The sequence below is a fragment of the Psychrobacter sp. C 20.9 genome (genome assembly GCF_001921765.1).
Lineage (GTDB): Bacteria > Pseudomonadota > Gammaproteobacteria > Pseudomonadales > Moraxellaceae > Psychrobacter > Psychrobacter piscatorii_B.
The window spans coordinates 126,334-144,030 of sequence record NZ_MRYC01000003.1 but is presented as its reverse complement, the minus strand read 5'-3'; the positions used below and the strand labels follow the sequence as shown (position 1 = coordinate 144,030).

Here is a 17,697-nt window from a genome sequence, read left to right as displayed (position 1 = left end):
CGCCATGTGAGTGGTTATGAATCCGTATCATGTTTTCAAATTCGTGCCATTGTCTGTACTACAGATGCTGGCACGTTTTGTCGCTTGGGTTATCGTCAAGATACCAAGTCTCAGCATCAGGCGTACCATTCATATTAATATGGCGCTGATTACGGACAAATTGTCTGAGCCGCAAAAACGAGCGCTGACCAAAGACATCATCTATCATCAATGTCTGAGCAGTATCGAATCTATAAAAAGCTGGGCAATGCCACCTGAATGGAGTATTGCCCAGATTCGTGACGTCCATAATAAAGATATTCTACTAGAAGGTCTTGCCAATCCCAATGGCATGCTTGCTATCGTCCCTCATCTCGGTACATGGGAGATGATGAACGCGTGGCTCAATCAGTTTGGTTCGCCAACTATTATGTACAAGCCTGTAGACGGCAGATTCGCTAATGAATTTATCTTGCAAGGTCGTGCGCGTCTCAATGCAACGTTGGTGCCTACCGATGGTAGCGGTGTTAAAGCCGTGTTTAAAACCCTCAAGCAAGGCGGCTTTAGTATTGTATTACCAGACCACGTCCCAGATCCGTCAGGCGGCGTAGTCGTTCCTTTCTTTGGTATCAAAACATTAACCAGTACACTTGCCTCAAAACTGGCGAGCAAAACCAAATGTGCCTTAGTTGGCTTGTCTTGTATTCGTCGTAATGATGGACGCGGTTTTGATATTTACTGCTATAAGCTCGACGATCCAGCGCTATATGATCGCAATACCGAAGTAGCGACTCACGCACTCAATCAAGCCATGGAGCATATGATTAAAGACAACTATAGTCACTATATGTGGGGCTATCGACGTTTTAAGCGCATACCAAATCTAGGCAATCCTTACCGAAAAGATAAAGCCACTTTAGCAGCCTTTATTCGGTCTCATCACGCTACTGGTAGTCGTTCTGGTAACGATGTAAGTGGTTCTTTTACTGATGACACTAACATCGATAATCGCAAGTAATAACTGTACTATCGTTTACTGATTTAGACATATCATCAATCACAGTTATGCTAATATTGGCTAAGTTCTGTACCCTCTAATTTCTATTAGCCCTTCATTTACCTCACTATTATCTCACTACGAGTGCATTATGACATCTGACGTAACTAAAACCTTACCTATAGAACCAACACAAAACCATACTGCTGAACAGCGTTATATCATTTGTATGAAATGGGGTGATAAATACGGTCCTGAATACGTCAATCGTTTGTACAATATGGTGAGCCGTCATCTGAGCTTAGATTTTCAAATGGTTTGCCTAACTGATGACAGCACAGGTATTGATCCTGCGATTGCTTGTTATCCCATACCTGACATGGATCTACCAGCAGGTCCTGAACGTGGCTGGAAAAAGCTCACGACCTTTAAACCTGAGCTATATGATTTAAAAGGTGTGGCACTATTCTTAGATATTGATATTGTGATTGTCGATAATATTGATGCGTTTTTCACTTATCAAGCGAAGCATGAAGACAGTGTGGTCATTATCCGCGACTGGAAAAAGCCGTGGCGTATGATTGGTAATAGCTCCGTATATCGCTTCAATGTTGGCATGAATACCTATCCTGATTTGCTGGCAAACTTTGAGCGCAATTTTGAAACTATTCGCACCCAAGTGCGTCACGAGCAGGCTTACCTCTCTAACTATTTGCGCGAGCATCATCACCTAGAGTACTGGGATAAGACATGGTGCGTGAGCTTCAAGTATCAATGTATCGCGCCCATCCCTTTTAACTTTGTGCGGACCCCTACACTGCCAGATAATGCAAAAATTGTTATTTTCCATGGTGAGATTAACCCGCCCGATGCCATTGCTGGTAGCGGCGGTAAATGGTATCGACATGTGAAACCAAGCCCATGGTTAAAGCAATACTGGCAGTAAATATATAGCCATGAACCATGTGTATATAGTTCACCAATAGTCCAAACAATTTGCAGGCAATGCATTAGGATACAAGTTATTTGAGGTCAACGACTGGAACATAGTATGGCGTTATATTTGAGGTTACCTGCTACCGCTGGGTTCAACATTGATAACGAGCTCATCGTTATTAGTGCTTTTAATGCCAATGAAGCAGAGCAAAGTTTGCTTGGACAAGACGTCAATATTATTGCCTCAGGCCCATCTGTACAACAATTAGCATTGTCAGAACTATTAGACACGCCCACTATTTTTGTTAATGGTAGTATTAGCCTTACCGGACAGCATCAATTTACTCATGTCGTCGGCTATGTCATTAGTGATGCGCGCTTTATCAATCATCAGCCTGAAATTCTACGGCAGCATTATACAGGTCAACCTTTGTATGCAACATTAGCCGTCTTTGATGCGATGGCCACGACTCACCCTGATATCGTGCGTACGTATCATCACGCCATGCGGGTATTGTATCCAGTAGACAGACCCTGGGGCGTCAAATCAAATAAGCTATCATTCAATAAGCTCATATTTAAGAAAAAACGCCTGAATAAGAAAATGCCTTTATCCTACTTTATCAATCATCCGAATTTTGTTATTGATACAGACAGCGCAACTGAGATCGGCGTCTCACTCAATGTTACTCATGGATTTGTCGAGGCGGGTACGGTTGCTTATGTAGCCACACAGCTGGCTTTCTCACGCCATGCAGCGACCATTCACCTATATGGGATTGACTTACTCAATAGCGATCAACCACGGTTTTATGAAAACAACCACAACCGTGTCCCAACAACGCTAAATAAAGTCATGAACGAGCGCATTGTGCCTTCTTTCAATTTATTGAGTAGGAGCTACAAGGCACATGGTGTCGATGTCATCAATCACTCTCCTGTCTCCAAATCTCTATTTAATGATCTTTAGTCATTCTTATCTGATGAATTCAACGCTACACCGAACTCTAAATATTGCTGCGCGATATGATTTGGCAGTAGCTGCTGATTTAGCGGCACTATGTAATTCGTCAGATTGTCTACTGCTTGATCGATGAGCATCGCCAGTCCCTCAATATCACCGACGGGTATCAAGCTTTTGGCAGGTAACAACTCTCTTGGACCAAATGGACAATCGGTACTGATCACTGGTACGCCAAGTGCTTGCGCCTCTACAATGACATAGCCAAAACCCTCAAACTTAGAGGTAAGCACCATCAATGCCGCTGAGACAATGATCGGATAAGGATTACTCTGAAAGCCTAAAAACCTAACACAGTCACTAATCTTAAGTTGAAACGCTAGCGCTTTAATCTCTGCTTCAAGCTTGCCTTTACCGACCAATACTAATGGCAGCTTCCGCTCTGTTTTCGCATAGGCTTGTAGCAAGTCTCGATGACCTTTCATGGTATCGAATGAGGCGACATGAATCATATAGTGTTTGTCTATTAAGCCAAACTGTTCGATATGTGGTTTTTGTGACGCTTTACTTTGGATCCAAGTAGTATCGCAAGGATTATAAATTGTGGTGGTTTTAGTGATGTCTCCTAAAAGCGAGTTTAAGTCCTTGCGAGCGCCGTCGCTTACACAGCTACACGGATGAGCGCCGTAGACCATACGTAAATGATTTATCTTCTGTAGTGGCTGATTAGATAATTGCTGTTGAAACTGCTTAGATAGCGCTGTATGCAGCACATTCACGATGTTGGGTAATTGGCTGTACGCCATAATCCAATTCACTTTATAAATATTAGCCAATATCAGATTTGGCCTCCCTATTTGGCTAAGCACATACTCATCAATACGCTTAGCGACTGCCTCGTAAGCCTGTGCCTGTTTAGAGTTTGGCTCAATATCTTGCTCAGAAAAAACCTCATCGTATGGCACGATATGATAGTGAACGTCAGCATCTAGCGGCATATCCTGTGTTTCTTCTAGACATAGAATATGAACACTATGACCCATTTTTGCATAAGCGCTTGCTAACGTTGTGACCATCCGCTCAGCACCGCGGCCTTCAAGCGCTTTTAAAATAAATAGAATGATGGGCATTGATATCTCAACTTGGTTTTTTGAATGATAGTCATACAAGGCATCCATGTTCACAATGATTGCAGGATTTTGGTTCTTTATGCTAGTCTCATCTACTTTTATTCACTACAGTATAAGCTAGGCTTATCAACTGACGCGTAAAAAATCATGAATATTGTTGATTTTATAAATCAGTTAACCCTTGCTAATACAGGTATCAATAAATATCATAGCTGATCTAAGTAGAATCAACATTTAAATAGAATGTATAGCCACTAAAGACACCTATTGAAAAAAAACAGGATCAATCATGCAACAACCTGACGAGAAAACAGTAGACGTTGTCATCGCTTGGGTGGATGGCGCAGATCCTATACTCAAACAAAAAAGAGAAAACCATAAATCAGGCAAAGCAGTGGCGTCAGATGCCATAACTGCCACCCGTTTCGCAAGTGATGATGAGATATACTATAATATTGCCTCTATCATCAAATACGTGCCTTTTTGTCGTCATATTTATGTTGTGACCGACCAGCAACGGCCAGCATTCATTGATGAATTTGCTAAGCAAAACATCTGTGCAGCAGATAAAATACGTATTGTCGATCACAAGGAAATATTTTCGGGTTATGAAGAATTTTTACCGACCTTCAACACTCGATCAATTGAGACGATGATTTGGAATATCCAAGGATTGTCTGACTATTTTATCTATATGAACGATGATTTCTTTTTTAATCAACCAGTGACGATAGATGATTTTTTAGACAATGAAAAGCTAATCATTCATGGTGAGTGGCGTAAAAGTGCTGCTTTGAATGCCAAGCTCAATTTTCGAAAATCACGCTTTAAATTGTTTGGCACACCAATACAGCCAAGGCATACTATCGCGCAAATGTTAAGTGCTAAAATACTGGGCATGAATCAGTTTTTTGAAATTCATCACTACCCTCATATTGTCGATAAAAATATCTTAAAGTCCCATTTGTTGAATCATCCGCAATTATTGACCGAGCAGATAAAATATAAATTTAGAGATGTGGCCCAAGTGAATCCTATAACGCTAATGAATCATCTAAAAATTCAAAAAGGCGAAGCAAGTTTAAAACCTAACACCTCTATCAACTATTTAAAAAATGAGAATAGCGTAGAAGATTTTATTCTTGCCTTAGAAGATAAAACTATTAAATATGGCTGTATTCAAAGTTTGGATCTTCTTGAGTCAGACTTATATAAAAAAATCAGTCAAGCTATGAGGCACAAATTCTTGGCTTATTTGCCTAATTCCGTGTGAGATACCACAAATAATGAGCCTAAATGAATTCAGACTAAGCTTGAACTATAATTATGATCACTCATTCTTGATTTAAACCAATAAAAGCTCAAAAATCACTTGGATATATTATGAAAATAGCAGTAGTAGGTACAGGCTACGTAGGCTTATCGAATGCAATGCTGTTAGCACAGCATAATGAAGTCGTTGCTGTCGACATTGTCGCTGAAAAGGTAGAATTGCTAAATAATAAGCAATCCCCTATCGAAGATACAGATATCGACAATTTTTTATTGAACAAAGAGCTCAATTTTTCTGCAACGCTGGATGCCAAAGAAGCTTATAAAGGTGCAGATTTCATCATCGTTGCCACGCCGACTGATTATGATACCAAGACCAATTATTTCAATACCTCCACAGTAGAAGCCGTCATTGAGCAAGTGCTGTTAGTGAATCAACAAGCAACCATTATTATTAAGTCTACAGTGCCAGTAGGTTACACAACCAGTATCAAAGGACGTTATGCGACTGATCGCATTATTTTTTCGCCTGAGTTTTTGCGAGAAGGTAAGGCACTACATGACAATCTTTATCCTTCACGTATCATTGTAGGCGCACAGACTGAGCAGGCTCGAATATTTGCCAATTTATTACTTGAAGGCGCAATCAAAAAAGATGTGCCCCTCTTATTTGTAGAATCCACTGAGGCTGAAGCGATTAAGTTATTCTCTAATACCTATTTGGCCATGCGTGTGGCCTACTTTAATGAGCTTGATACTTATGCGCAAACTTTTGGACTTGAGACCAAACAAATCATCGAAGGGATTGGCTTAGACCCTCGTATTGGCAATCATTATAATAACCCTTCATTTGGCTATGGCGGCTACTGTCTGCCCAAAGATACTAAGCAGTTATTAGCAAATTACGATGAAGTGCCAAGCAACCTAATAAAGGCCATTGTCGATTCTAATAGAACCCGCAAAGACTTTATTGCCGATAAAATCATCGAAAGACAGCCAAAAATCGTGGGAATACATCGCCTAGTAATGAAAAGTGGGTCAGATAACTTTAGAGCATCTGCCATACAAGGCATCATGAAACGTATCAAGGCAAAAGGTATAGAAGTCATTGTCTACGAGCCTGTGCTAAAAGAAGACAATTTCTTTAATTCGCGTGTGATTCAAGACTTAGACACCTTCAAATCAATGAGTGATGTCATTGTCGCAAACCGCCTATCTGATGAGATAAAAGATGTGGCGGATAAAGTATTCACTCGAGATCTATTTGGGAGCGATTAATGAAAATACTGGTCACTGGTGCGGCAGGTTTTATTGGTTTTCATTTAATCAAGGCAATACTAGAAACAGATCTATCTGCTAAGGATTACTGTATCGTTGGTATCGACAATATCAACGACTATTATGATATAGATCTAAAAGAAGCGCGTTTGAGAATATTAGGTGAGATATCAGATCCAGAAATTTTTACATTTATTAAGTTAGATCTGGCTGATCGTGAAGCCATGTCTGAGCTTTTTGCAACCTATCAATTTGATACAGTTGTTAATTTAGGTGCCCAAGCAGGTGTGCGCTATTCTATCGAAAACCCTAATGCGTATATCGACTCAAATGTGGTTGGCTTTGTTAATATTCTAGAAGGCTGCCGCCATCATGATATCAAGCATCTGATCTATGCCAGCTCCAGTTCTGTCTACGGTATGAATATTAAGCAGCCATTCACGACGTCTGACTGTGTTGATTTTCCTATCAGCCTATATGCCGCTACCAAAAAATCCAACGAGCTGATGGCACATAGCTATAGCCATTTATATAATATTCCTACGACAGGATTAAGGTTCTTCACTGTTTATGGTCCTTACGGTCGACCTGATATGGCATATTTTTCGTTCACAAAGAAAATTCTAGCTGGCGAGCCAATTAATGTATTTAATAATGGTGATATGCAGCGTGACTTTACCTACATTGATGATATCGTCAACGGTATCATTCGCATTATTAATAAAGCGCCTTCGCCCCAGCATTCTACTATTACGACTGCAGCTGCTCCCTATAAGATTTACAACATTGGTAATAATCAGCCTGTCACTTTGCGCCGTTTTATTACCGCCATTGAAGATGCTTGTGGTAAAAAGGCACAGGAAAACTTATTGCCCATGCAAGCAGGCGACGTACCGATTACTTACGCCGACATAGATGAATTGGTAGATGATATCGGATTCAAACCTGAAACCAGTATCGAAGAAGGTATCAAACAATTTGTCGATTGGTATAGACAATATTATTCAGTTTAAACAAATAACAATGATCTCTAAGGCTTATATCATAGAGATTAAGGCGCTAATATCTTTATATATTTTTAAAGGATTTTGATAACATGGCTATACCTTCAAGTTGGCAGAGAAAATTGATATTGATCTTTCGAAGCGAAAAAAGATTGAATGCGGGTAAGATTATCAAAACCTATAATGATAGAAGCTTTGATGAGATGAAAGCAACAACCATTACTGAATCAATGTGTGATATTGAAGCCTTAACTAATGAGCGTAAAAGCACAGATTTAGAAAACCATTTGAATAACTTGAAATACAAATCGCTTGGTGAGTCTGAGCTCTGCTTTTATCACAACACGCTTATTATACTAATGCGCCGTAAGTACAAAATAGATAAAACATTCGCTGAATTTGAAAGACTATGGGAAGCAGAGAGCGACTATTTATTGACACATCTATCGTTGCGCTGGATTGTCTCTGCTTGCGATACGTTTATTGATCATTCAAACAATACTCATAGAGCAGCTATCTTAATGAATGTCGTAACTCTAATGAATACTTTACGTACTTATGAAACCAAAAACTTTCTGCAGTTATCCACTAATGCTGAATCTATGCCATTGCTAACTGAAAAAACCGATATGCTTTATGCTGGTGACTTGCCTCTGTACGATGGTCTTACTTATTTTCGTATCGGCACCGATGATAGCTTGAGAAATATGCGAAAACGCTATAATAAATTTCAGAAAGTTGATAAATTGGCCACGACTATGTTACTGGCAGTGTTTGAAAAACTGCAGAATAATGACAGTGCTTTTGCTACTCTACGGCAGTTGCACAGAGATGATTGGTCTAAATGGTGGTTGGATTAGTCTATCTCATATATTACTACACGACTACACCCTACACCTTTTATCAAGGCTGCAACCGAGTAATGTCTAACCATTAGTTCTCATAAAATCTATATATTGTTGAGCAATATTAATTGGTGATAACTCTTTGTCAAACGAGGACTGATATGTATCAGCCTTCTCCATTGCTTCATCCATCTTCTTAGCTAATGTATCAATATCTCCCACAGGGACGAGGTTGTGTGGTGGTAGCAACTCACTTGGACCCGATGGGCAGTCTGTACTGATAACAGGTGTCCCTAAAGCCAGTGATTCAGCAATAACCCGTCCAAATCCCTCAAAGACTGATGACAAAACCATAAACTGTGCTTTTTGGATATAAGGATATGGATTTTTTTGAAAACCTAAAAAATGTACACGGTTATCCAAACCTAAAGAAGTAACCAGCTCTTTCATTGACGCCAGCAATACACCTTCACCCAATAATAGAAGTGGCAATGTTTTCCGAGTCTTTGCATAACTTCTAATCAATACTTCATGAGCTTTTTGAGTCTTAAAACTACCAACGTGAATAATGTAACTGTCAAACTGTGGCTCAAACTCTGATGCCAATTGCACAATCTGTCTTTGGTCAATCGGGTTGTATATTGTCGTTGTATTCATCACACCCAATGTAGCTTGAAAGTCTTTTTCGACTCCTTTACTAATACATATACAAGGATGCCGAGAATATATATTGCTTAATCTTTTATCATTTGCTTTTTTGCCTTGGCTTCTAAACAATTCAATTTTTTTAGAAATAGTATTTCTAATTACGTGTGCGATATTGGGCAGACTACTATGGCGCAAGACCATATCGGCTTTATCTAAATTCGCTAGCGTCAATATTGGAGTACCAATCTCTTTGCGCACGTATCTGTCTAATACTTTTGCAAAATACCAGTACCTAAGACGTTTCGTAGGTATAGAGTTATAATCATTTAGGTCCAGTTGATGATAAGAAATATCATTACTGAGCTCATAAGCTACTTTAGATTTGAAGCGTAAAATATGGACATCATAACCTAACTCGTGAAAACCTTGTCCCAGCGTCAAGACCGAACGCTCTGCACCGCCACCTTGCAAGCAGTTAATAACCAATAGCACTTTTTCTTTACTATTCGAATTTTCTTTTTTTTCTATAGTATTATCAATCATTTATTAAGTATTCTTAAAAATAAATATTTAGACTTAGAGATGTAGTGGCCCAACTGTTTTGCCAGCTAAAGATTTTGTGTAAATTCTACGTATTTTTCTGCTATTTTGGCTGGTAACAGCGCTTCATCGAATGGCGCATGAAACGCTTGCGGATTACTCATCGCTTGCTGCATTTTTGCGGCAATGGCATCAATATCACCCATCGGCATTAAGTTATGTTCTGGTAGTAATTCACTTGGGCCTGACGGACAGTTGGTACTGATAACAGGAGTACCTAGCACGAGAGCTTCGGCAATGACCAGAGCAAACCCTTCCCAGTCAGAGGTCAATATCTTAAACTGCGCATTTTTGATATAAGGAAAGGGATTATCACGAAATCCTAAAAATATTACTTTGTCTTCTAGGCTTAACTCTGTTACCAGTCGCTCTGTTTCACTTCTATGCTTCCCTTGACCCAAGAGCAGTAAAGGCATAGATTGATCTGTTTTTGCATAAGCATTTACCAATACATCATGACGCTTGGCATCTTTAAAACTCCCGACATGAATAATATAGTTCTGGTAGTCAGGGACAAAAGCATCGGCTTGTTGTTGAATACTGTTTTTATCAATTGGATTGTGAATGGCGGTGGTTGGCGTAATATGACCAAAGCTTTTGATAAAGTCTTTTTGAGCGCCTTCACTGACGCACACACAAGGATGCTTGGCATATATATCTATCATTCTTTGCTTTAACTGCTCAGCGTCGTGATTTTTATTAAATTTATAGAGTAGTGATACTGTGTTATGAATAATATAAGTGATATTAGGCAGTTTACTATTACTTAAAATGCTATCGGCACGATCTAGGTTGGACAGTATGATGTCAGGCTGACCGATATTTTTCGACACGTATTTATCAACAGCACGTGCAAAAATATGGTCACGTCTTTGTGCCCCTGGTATCAGTTTATACGGCTTAAACTTAAGTACATGGTAGTTAAGATTCGGACTTAAGTCATACTGTACTAACGGCTTAAATCTTAGAATATGTACTTCATAGCCCAATTCATAAAACCCTTGCCCCAATGTTAATACGACACGTTCCGCACCGCCGCCTTGTAGACAATTAATAACGAGTAACACTGTTTTTTTACGCTGTTTCATACACGATAACCTATGGAGTAAGTTTTCACCTTCTTAAAAAGGCTTATCATTGCTTCATTAAAAAACTAGCGTTTAAATAGCTTCGAAAAAAATGATTTAGAAGCGTGTGGACGAGTCACCTTATTACCGGTATAACCTTCTTGAGATTTTTTAGGAAAATGACCGAAAGGTTCTACCCTATAACTGTCTAAATCGTATCCAGCAGCAAGTGCTTCGTTATAATAAATATCAAAAATCTCGGACAAATCCTCTCTTGGGTGCGGCATCACTTCACCATCAAACCAATGCTCAATCCCTTCTTCATTCACTCTTGATAACGCATATTTATGGCTAAATTGCGTACCCATATCTGAATAATGCAAAATTCTAATATCTTCTAACGCTAAGTTTTCGCCATCTATACAGTTGTAACTATCCTGATAAGGCTCAATGAGCTGATTATTATTTTTGAATACAGCCATCATTTCTTTATGGCTTTTAGGATCTTTCCTGAGTTTTTGAATTGGCAGGACAGTGTTTTTCGCCGCCTTGCAATCCCAAACGCATGTACACAATCGAGTCATATCCGCATTAGTCTTAGCAGCTACAACAGACTGACCTTCAATAGGATGGTGCCACAGCTTTGCCAAATCATCTAAAATAATGACATCAGCGTCCATGTAGATGGCACGACCAGAGTATTGACAGTACTCTGGAATTGCCCAGCGAAAGCCTGAAAAAGGCGTTGACCATTTAGTGGTATTCCAACCCTCTCCAGTCTCAGGATTAGAATACCAATAGCTATTAGGATCACGTGACAGCTGCATCCATACTATCTCAACGGGTACACTGGTATGTTTATGAATACTATAATCTAATACCATCATCTGCTCTAGATCACAGTTATTTGGGTCACAACCAACAAAGACTTTAATAGTATCTTCTGTATTCATAATTTTATCCGTTCACTGACTAATATTTATCTTTGCTAATGCAATGCGATAATACTCAAATATATAATGGGACCTATTCTTTCCAGTACTTTTCGATCCACCCTACTGGCAAGATAAAATGACGCAAGTGACGTAGCGGTCTTTTTAGATTTTTGGGCTCAGTTAATCTTTTTAAGTGATCTTTGGCATTGTTAGCAGCATTTTTATTATATCTACCTTCGATCGCATGTGTAGGATATAAGTCGCCAGGGAAAATAACAATTCTAGCACCTTTAGGAATCTTTGGCTCTTTGATGTAGTTAAGTGGGAACGGTTGACGACATTTGCGTCTAAAGTGCGCAACCCATGCTTTTGGAAATAACTTAACCCCGCCTGGGGCATTACGAGTCACAAAACGCTGCTCAAAACGATATTCATCAGCGATACCTTGTGGATCAGCTTTGAATTTTTCTTGTAGTGAGACAAGCGACCCTACCTGAAAGCGGAAGCAAGAAGTCTGGCCGAGGCGCTCTAGCGGGTTACTTGGGTTATAAGACAAAATAACATCGTCTGGCTCGCCATACTCAAAGAAAGGATCGAGGCTATCTACTATAATCACATCCAAATCTACAAATAATACTGTTCCTGTCAAATCACCTAACTTCTCACCCCACAAACGTGATTTTGGCCACTTGCCAAGTGTGTTGGTTGGCATGGTGACATCTAATGGTGGCAATTCTTGACATTCGATTTCTGGACGTACATCGGTGGTATCATCGGTAAAACAGACGAAACGAAACGGTGGCGTAATATTGCGAGATACCATGCCATACAGTTTATTGGCATAATCAGCCCCGTACTTTGTACCCCATTTAATACAAATAATTTGTTTGATATTTTTATTATCTGCTGTACTAGAATCTATTGGCATGGACTGCTCACTTTAATCTTAAGAATAAATATGATGGCTATATTAGCATAAAAAAAAGACTGAACAATTATGTTCAGCCTTTTTGGTCTTTAAACTAACGACTTTATTAATCAATAAAGCTTAACCAATCCATATATTTCTCATTACGACCATGAACAACATCAAAGTATAGGGTCTGTAGTTTTTCGGTCAATGGTCCGCGGCCGCCATTTCCGATAGTACGATCATCGTATTCGCGGATAGGTGTCACTTCAGCAGCGGTGCCTGTCATAAAGATCTCGTCTGCTAAGTAGAACTCATCACGAGTGATACGGCGTTCAACAACTTTGATGTCTAGATCAGCCGCGAACTGAAGGATAGTACGACGAGTGATACCGTCTAGTGCCCCGCCTGCCAAGTCTGGCGTGTGCAGCACCCCGTCTTTTACCAAGAATAAGTTTTCACCCGCACCTTGGCACACATACCCTTGCGGATCCATCAAAATGGCTTCATCATAGCCGTTACGTGTCACTTCTTGGTTTGCCATGATAGACACTGGGTAATTGCTTGACGCTTTTGCCTTACACATAGTGACATTTGGTAGATGATGCGTGAATGAAGAGGTTTTTACGCGGATACCATTTTTGATACCTTCCTCACCAAGATATGCGCCCCAGTGCCAAGCGGCAACCATGGCATTGATGCTGTTGTCACGCGAAGATAAGCCAAGCTTTTCTGCACCTACCCAAATAAGCGGACGAATATAGGCTTCTGCTAAGTTATTTTGCTTGACCACATCTTTATGTGCTTGCTCTAGCGTGGCCGCATCAAACGGCACGTCCATTTGAAAGATTTTTGCCGAACCAAGTAGACGTTCAGTGTGCTCCTTTAGGCGAAAAATAGCCGTGCGATTATCAGCGGTTTGGTAAGCACGCACGCCTTCAAACACAGCCATGCCATAATGCAAGCTATGGGTAAGCACATGAACGTTGGCATCTGGCTGTTCAATCATCGTGCCATTCATCCAAAGCTTACCATCTTGTGTTGCCATATTCATTTTATAGTCCTTATGCTAGCGCTAACGTCTAACTTTTTTAGGTAGGTTTTATTTAACAGTAGTGATCAACATCGTGTGATAATACTGCAGCGTTCATTTTTATTGCTCAAATACCGCTTCATTATGACGAACAGCTAACAGTATTAAGATGATGTGTGATCGATTATATCACTGGCCGTATTGGCAAATGAAATCTTTTGGTTTGAGACCCTATAGTTTTTAATTACGGCTCCCAGCTAGTATGAAGCCTTACAGTTTAAGCGCCTCTTTGGCTATCGGCAAGGCCTTAATAAAAACAAATCTCATAATTATTCTTCGTTAGATTCTACGCCCATTAGATGCTGCCACTGTGCTTGTACCAGTGCGCGTGTCTCTTGCCAAAGCGACTCATCGACCAATAATGATTGCTCTGATAGTGCCAGTTGATGGGTAGCAGCACGTATTCTAAGATAAGCATCGGTCAACTCCTGACAAACTTGCTCCTCCCAAATACCAAGTGAAGCAACTTCTTCAAAAATACGGACATTGTCGCTCCATTTGGTCAAGCTTGGATGCTCATGTGAATAGGCCAATACCGCAAACTGTGCTAAGAATTCAATGTCTACAATACCGCCTGCATCTTGTTTGAGTTGAAACTTGCCCGCTTGCTGTTGCCACTGGCTGGTGCCTAAGTGCTTCTGCATTTTTATGCGCATGCTAGTGACCTCAGAGCGTACTTGCTCTAACGTCCGCGGCAGCGCCAGCACATCTCGGCGAATGTCACAGAAGCGTGCAGTCACTCGTCTGTCACCACAAATCGCCCGAGCGCGCACCAGTGCTTGATGCTCCCATGACCACGCTTTGTCCATTTGATAAGTTTCAAAGGCATGACAAGATACCACCATCATGCCAGCGTTGCCCGACGGACGCAGACGCATGTCAATCTCATATGCCCTACCATCTCGCGTTTGGGTATTGAGATAATTCATCAGCTTTTGTACCAGACGTGCGGCAAACTTCATGCCACTGACTGACTTTTCACCAGTGGTCATGCCCTGCTCTTTTATCTTATGTAAGAATACCAAATCCAAGTCGGAAGAATACGAGAGCTCTAGTCCACCAAGCTTGCCATAACCGATAATCGCAAAACCACAGTCAGCCTCAGTGACTGGATCGCCATCTTGACCGATAGGATAGCCATAACGATTAACGATTTCGGCAAACGCTCGCTCTAGCGCGGCTTCTAGTACCACCTCAGCAATATAGGTCAGTGAGTCTGAGACTTTCATGATTGGACGCTCAGCCAACACATCGCTGGCAGCCACAGCCAACACTTGGTTTTTCTTGAACAGTCGTAATACGCTTAGCAGCTCTTCTTCGTCATTGGGTTCGACACGCAATAGCTGTTGGCGCAGGATGTCACGCAGCTCAGGCTTATCTGGCAGGTGGCGATAGTGTTGCTGTAAAAAGGTGTCTAACAGTACAGGATACTGTGCCAACTCTTTTGCAATCCATGGGCTCGCCGATAGCATCGGAATCAGCTCAATCGTTGCATTGGGGTTTTCTGCAATCATGACCAAGTAGATTGAACGTCGGCAAATGGCTTCAAGCAATGCAATCAATCGCGGTAAGGCAGCATTGGCAAGTTTTTGCTGCTCTTGATGGGCTAATAGCGCGTGGACAATAACAGGATACGCATCATCTAAGCGCTCTCGGGCCTCCTCGCTGAGGTTGGCAACCATCTTTGATTGCCAAAAATTCTGCAATAACTCGCGATTTTCTTCTGTTAGTACCTCATTTAAACGCGCAATTTGCGCTTCTAAATGCTCAGGCTCTAGATCGGTATCATCATTGTCAGGTACTTGACGCTCTGTCACCATACGTTCAAATGGCACATTAACATTGTCTCGATGAGCATTTAATTGGGTCAGTAATGCCTGCCAATCATTAAACCCAAGCGTCACTGCAAGATTATGCTGCCAATAAGCATCATGCGGCAGTCTTTGGGTTTGCTGATCGTTAATGGCTTGAATCGCATGCTCAAGTCGACGCAAAAACCGATACGCGGCTTGTAAGTTATCGTAGGTAATCTGCTCTAGATATCCAAGCTCACGCAACACTTGCATCGCCTCCAAACAAGGCTTTACCTGTAGCTGAGGATGCCGACCACCATAGATCAGCTGAAACGCTTGTACAATAAACTCAATATCTCTGATACCGCCAGCGCCAAGCTTAATATTGTCTAGATCTTCACGCTGTGCAACTTGATTTTGAATGAGCGACTTCATCTCCCTGAGTGCTGAAAACGCGCTGTAATCCACATAATAGCGAAAGACAAACGGTTTGATTAGCGCCTGAATTGCCTCATAAAATGGCTGATCTATCTGCCCAACGACTCGTGCTTTTAGCCAAGCAAAACGCTCCCACGCGCGTCCATGTAAGGCAAAATATTTTTGTAACGCTGAGAGATGGATGGCCAAATCACTGCCATCACCCCATGGACGCAAGCGCATATCAACCCGAAAGACAAAACCATCAGCGGTTTTATGATCAAGCAGCTTAATAATCCCTTGACCCAGACGAGTCATAAAACGTTTATTGTCTATGCTACGCGTGCCCTTTGCCTTGTCACCATTGGTTTCGCCGCGCGCTTGATGTACAAATATTAGGTCAATATCACTTGATAAATTGAGTTCCTGAGCACCAAGCTTACCCATGGCCATGATGGCCATATCATCGATCTGCACATTGCCTTGTTCATTGATAAAGGTTGGTTCACCGTATTTAGCAATCAAATGCTGATAGGTATAGTCCTTGGCAAAGGAGATACAACCGCCTGCAAACTCTGATAGCTCATCAGTCAATTGCTCAAGACTAATCATCTGCAAGGCATCTTGCCAAATCCAGCGCATCATTAACAGCTTACGCAAATGACGTAAGCCACTCATGACTTTCGTTTCATCGGCGAGTTGATAGTTTTCATCTAGCGTATAATCTTGTATCAGATCATCGATTTGCTGACGAGTCAGCGTACTGTTCAGTGGGTAGCTACGCAAAAATGTTTGGCAGGAAACCGTTCGGCTCTCCCAAATTTGATAAGCAAACTCACTGGCTGTTTGCAGTACTTGCAGTTGCTCTGCTGTCGGCTGATAATCTGTACCACTGTTCATACGTGAGGGCATAGCAGGTAACATAGTGACAAAAACTCCTTACATAGAATGGTAAGACTACGTGAACCCAACTCATAAGTTTATTGTTTTTTCTTACGAGACAGTCACAGCATCAGATGAACACACTCAATATATCATTACAAAACATAAAGCCCTGTTTAGTAACAGTGACTCTATTTGCTTTGAGTCGCTTTATGGTAGCATAAACATCTTTAATCAAAATGCTTTGAGATAGCTTCATTGCAGCGCACCTTTATACTCAATAAAAATAGCGTTTTGACTCAATGGTATTAAGAAATATTAAAGTTCGACTATAAATCGATTAGATTACTTTACACAAAACATTTATAGCCTTTCAATAATATTGTCTCACCCCTATAACACTCTCTAAACGCTTATTTATAATATGTGATACTGTCCCCTATGACTACTACCCCGCTACTACTCATTACCGCTGATCCTAGTCACCCATTAGCGCATTTAGCATTACGTTATGCGCGCGCGTATCTTAAGAGCGCATCAGCTGATCATAATATCGATAGTCATGCAGACGATATCGTCAATAAAGAAGACATCGACAATCCTATCACCAAACGGCCATTGCTCAATGTCTTTTTTTATGGGGACTCGGCACATCTGGCGAATCGGCTACGCTGGCAGTCCGCTGATCAAATGAATTTGACCAAAGAATGGCAAATGTTGGCTGAACAATATCAGTTACCACTGCCTGTTTGTGTTAGCACAGCTCTTAGCCGCGGTGTGAGTGACACAGATAACAGTACCCGCCATCAGCTTGATGGTGACAATCTAGCGACAGGATTTACGTTGGTGGGACTCAGTGAGCTCGCTCTGATGATGCAGGATGGCTGCCGCTTAATACAGTTTTGATAGCGTATCCATTACGACATTAGCCTGCGATAAATATATTTAGG

15 protein-coding genes are annotated in these 17,697 nt (G+C 41.0%); 8 read left to right on the top strand and 7 right to left on the bottom strand.

Going from position 1 to position 17,697, the window contains the following annotated elements:
- The first annotated feature begins 16 nt into the window (after positions 1–16).
- The 3 genes from BTW00_RS03105 to BTW00_RS03095 all read left to right on the top strand — a co-directional run bounded on the left by BTW00_RS03105 (position 17) and on the right by BTW00_RS03095 (position 2,882).
- Positions 17–997 carry a lysophospholipid acyltransferase family protein gene (locus BTW00_RS03105; RefSeq protein WP_075106177.1) on the top strand — a complete coding sequence of 327 codons (981 nt, stop codon included), beginning with the start codon at positions 17–19 and terminating at the stop codon, positions 995–997.
- 130 nt (positions 998–1,127) lie between these two features.
- Positions 1,128–1,922: a glycosyltransferase gene (locus BTW00_RS03100; RefSeq protein WP_075106176.1), complete on the top strand. Its 795-nt coding sequence runs from the start codon at positions 1,128–1,130 to the stop codon at positions 1,920–1,922.
- 105 nt (positions 1,923–2,027) lie between these two features.
- The gene (locus BTW00_RS03095; protein WP_075106175.1) at positions 2,028–2,882 is read left to right on the top strand and encodes a hypothetical protein; all 855 of its coding nucleotides are present in this window, start codon (positions 2,028–2,030) and stop codon (positions 2,880–2,882) included.
- On the opposite strand, the gene BTW00_RS03090 is transcribed toward BTW00_RS03095, so the two are convergent.
- On the bottom strand, positions 2,879–4,003 hold the full coding sequence (locus BTW00_RS03090) for a glycosyltransferase (protein ID WP_256713981.1): 1,125 nt from the start codon (positions 4,001–4,003) through the stop codon (positions 2,879–2,881). The genes BTW00_RS03095 and BTW00_RS03090 overlap by 4 nt on opposite strands.
- Before the next feature lie 289 nt (positions 4,004–4,292).
- On the opposite strand from BTW00_RS03090, the gene BTW00_RS03085 reads away from it, so the two are divergent.
- From BTW00_RS03085 to BTW00_RS03070, 4 genes are all read left to right on the top strand, one after another.
- Positions 4,293–5,276: a capsular polysaccharide biosynthesis protein gene (locus tag BTW00_RS03085; RefSeq protein ID WP_075106173.1), complete on the top strand. Its 984-nt coding sequence runs from the start codon at positions 4,293–4,295 to the stop codon at positions 5,274–5,276.
- Between the two features lie 110 nt (positions 5,277–5,386).
- On the top strand, positions 5,387–6,553 hold the full coding sequence (locus BTW00_RS03080) for a nucleotide sugar dehydrogenase (RefSeq protein WP_075106172.1): 1,167 nt from the start codon (positions 5,387–5,389) through the stop codon (positions 6,551–6,553).
- Positions 6,553–7,566 (top strand): NAD-dependent epimerase, encoded by a 1,014-nt coding sequence (locus tag BTW00_RS03075; protein WP_075106171.1) that lies wholly within the window; start codon positions 6,553–6,555, stop codon positions 7,564–7,566. Before BTW00_RS03080 ends, BTW00_RS03075 begins: the two co-directional genes overlap by 1 nt.
- An 83-nt stretch (positions 7,567–7,649) precedes the next feature.
- Complete coding sequence (locus BTW00_RS03070; RefSeq protein WP_075106170.1) at positions 7,650–8,417, top strand: hypothetical protein; 768 nt, start codon at positions 7,650–7,652, stop codon at positions 8,415–8,417.
- Positions 8,418–8,483: 66 nt separating this feature from the next.
- Here BTW00_RS03070 and BTW00_RS03065 read toward each other — a convergent pair whose 3' ends face one another.
- The 6 genes from BTW00_RS03065 to glnE all read right to left on the bottom strand — a co-directional run bounded on the left by BTW00_RS03065 (position 8,484) and on the right by glnE (position 16,789).
- A complete protein-coding gene (locus BTW00_RS03065) occupies positions 8,484–9,593 on the bottom strand; it encodes a glycosyltransferase (RefSeq protein ID WP_075106169.1) in 1,110 nt (369 codons plus the stop codon).
- 65 nt (positions 9,594–9,658) lie between these two features.
- Positions 9,659–10,738, bottom strand: coding sequence for a glycosyltransferase (locus BTW00_RS03060; RefSeq protein WP_075106168.1), 1,080 nt, complete (start codon positions 10,736–10,738; stop codon positions 9,659–9,661).
- Positions 10,739–10,803: 65 nt separating this feature from the next.
- The gene (locus BTW00_RS03055; RefSeq protein WP_075106167.1) at positions 10,804–11,670 is read right to left on the bottom strand and encodes a glycosyltransferase; all 867 of its coding nucleotides are present in this window, start codon (positions 11,668–11,670) and stop codon (positions 10,804–10,806) included.
- Between the two features lie 73 nt (positions 11,671–11,743).
- Positions 11,744–12,580 carry a glycosyl transferase gene (locus tag BTW00_RS03050; protein ID WP_075106166.1) on the bottom strand — a complete coding sequence of 279 codons (837 nt, stop codon included), beginning with the start codon at positions 12,578–12,580 and terminating at the stop codon, positions 11,744–11,746.
- A 106-nt stretch (positions 12,581–12,686) separates the two neighbouring features.
- The gene (locus BTW00_RS03045) at positions 12,687–13,616 is read right to left on the bottom strand and encodes a branched-chain amino acid transaminase (RefSeq protein ID WP_075106165.1); all 930 of its coding nucleotides are present in this window, start codon (positions 13,614–13,616) and stop codon (positions 12,687–12,689) included.
- A 308-nt stretch (positions 13,617–13,924) separates the two neighbouring features.
- Positions 13,925–16,789, bottom strand: coding sequence for a bifunctional [glutamate--ammonia ligase]-adenylyl-L-tyrosine phosphorylase/[glutamate--ammonia-ligase] adenylyltransferase (glnE, locus tag BTW00_RS03040; RefSeq protein WP_143506501.1), 2,865 nt, complete (start codon positions 16,787–16,789; stop codon positions 13,925–13,927).
- A 399-nt stretch (positions 16,790–17,188) separates the two neighbouring features.
- Between glnE and tusD the strand changes: the two genes are divergently transcribed.
- Positions 17,189–17,653, top strand: a complete 465-nt coding sequence (gene tusD, locus BTW00_RS03035; RefSeq protein WP_058023865.1) for a sulfurtransferase complex subunit TusD — start codon at positions 17,189–17,191, stop codon at positions 17,651–17,653.
- Positions 17,654–17,697: the final 44 nt, after the last annotated feature.

Coding starts and splice junctions, on each gene's coding strand:
- BTW00_RS03105 (WP_075106177.1), top strand. CDS start 17: ATGAATCCGTATCATGTTTTCAAATTCGTGCCATTGTCTGTACTACAG.
- BTW00_RS03100 (WP_075106176.1), top strand. CDS start 1,128: ATGACATCTGACGTAACTAAAACCTTACCTATAGAACCAACACAAAAC.
- BTW00_RS03095 (WP_075106175.1), top strand. CDS start 2,028: ATGGCGTTATATTTGAGGTTACCTGCTACCGCTGGGTTCAACATTGAT.
- BTW00_RS03090 (WP_256713981.1), bottom strand. CDS start 4,003: ATGCCCATCATTCTATTTATTTTAAAAGCGCTTGAAGGCCGCGGTGCT.
- BTW00_RS03085 (WP_075106173.1), top strand. CDS start 4,293: ATGCAACAACCTGACGAGAAAACAGTAGACGTTGTCATCGCTTGGGTG.
- BTW00_RS03080 (WP_075106172.1), top strand. CDS start 5,387: ATGAAAATAGCAGTAGTAGGTACAGGCTACGTAGGCTTATCGAATGCA.
- BTW00_RS03075 (WP_075106171.1), top strand. CDS start 6,553: ATGAAAATACTGGTCACTGGTGCGGCAGGTTTTATTGGTTTTCATTTA.
- BTW00_RS03070 (WP_075106170.1), top strand. CDS start 7,650: ATGGCTATACCTTCAAGTTGGCAGAGAAAATTGATATTGATCTTTCGA.
- BTW00_RS03065 (WP_075106169.1), bottom strand. CDS start 9,593: ATGATTGATAATACTATAGAAAAAAAAGAAAATTCGAATAGTAAAGAA.
- BTW00_RS03060 (WP_075106168.1), bottom strand. CDS start 10,738: ATGAAACAGCGTAAAAAAACAGTGTTACTCGTTATTAATTGTCTACAA.
- BTW00_RS03055 (WP_075106167.1), bottom strand. CDS start 11,670: ATGAATACAGAAGATACTATTAAAGTCTTTGTTGGTTGTGACCCAAAT.
- BTW00_RS03050 (WP_075106166.1), bottom strand. CDS start 12,580: ATGCCAATAGATTCTAGTACAGCAGATAATAAAAATATCAAACAAATT.
- BTW00_RS03045 (WP_075106165.1), bottom strand. CDS start 13,616: ATGAATATGGCAACACAAGATGGTAAGCTTTGGATGAATGGCACGATG.
- glnE (WP_143506501.1), bottom strand. CDS start 16,789: ATGTTACCTGCTATGCCCTCACGTATGAACAGTGGTACAGATTATCAG.
- tusD (WP_058023865.1), top strand. CDS start 17,189: ATGACTACTACCCCGCTACTACTCATTACCGCTGATCCTAGTCACCCA.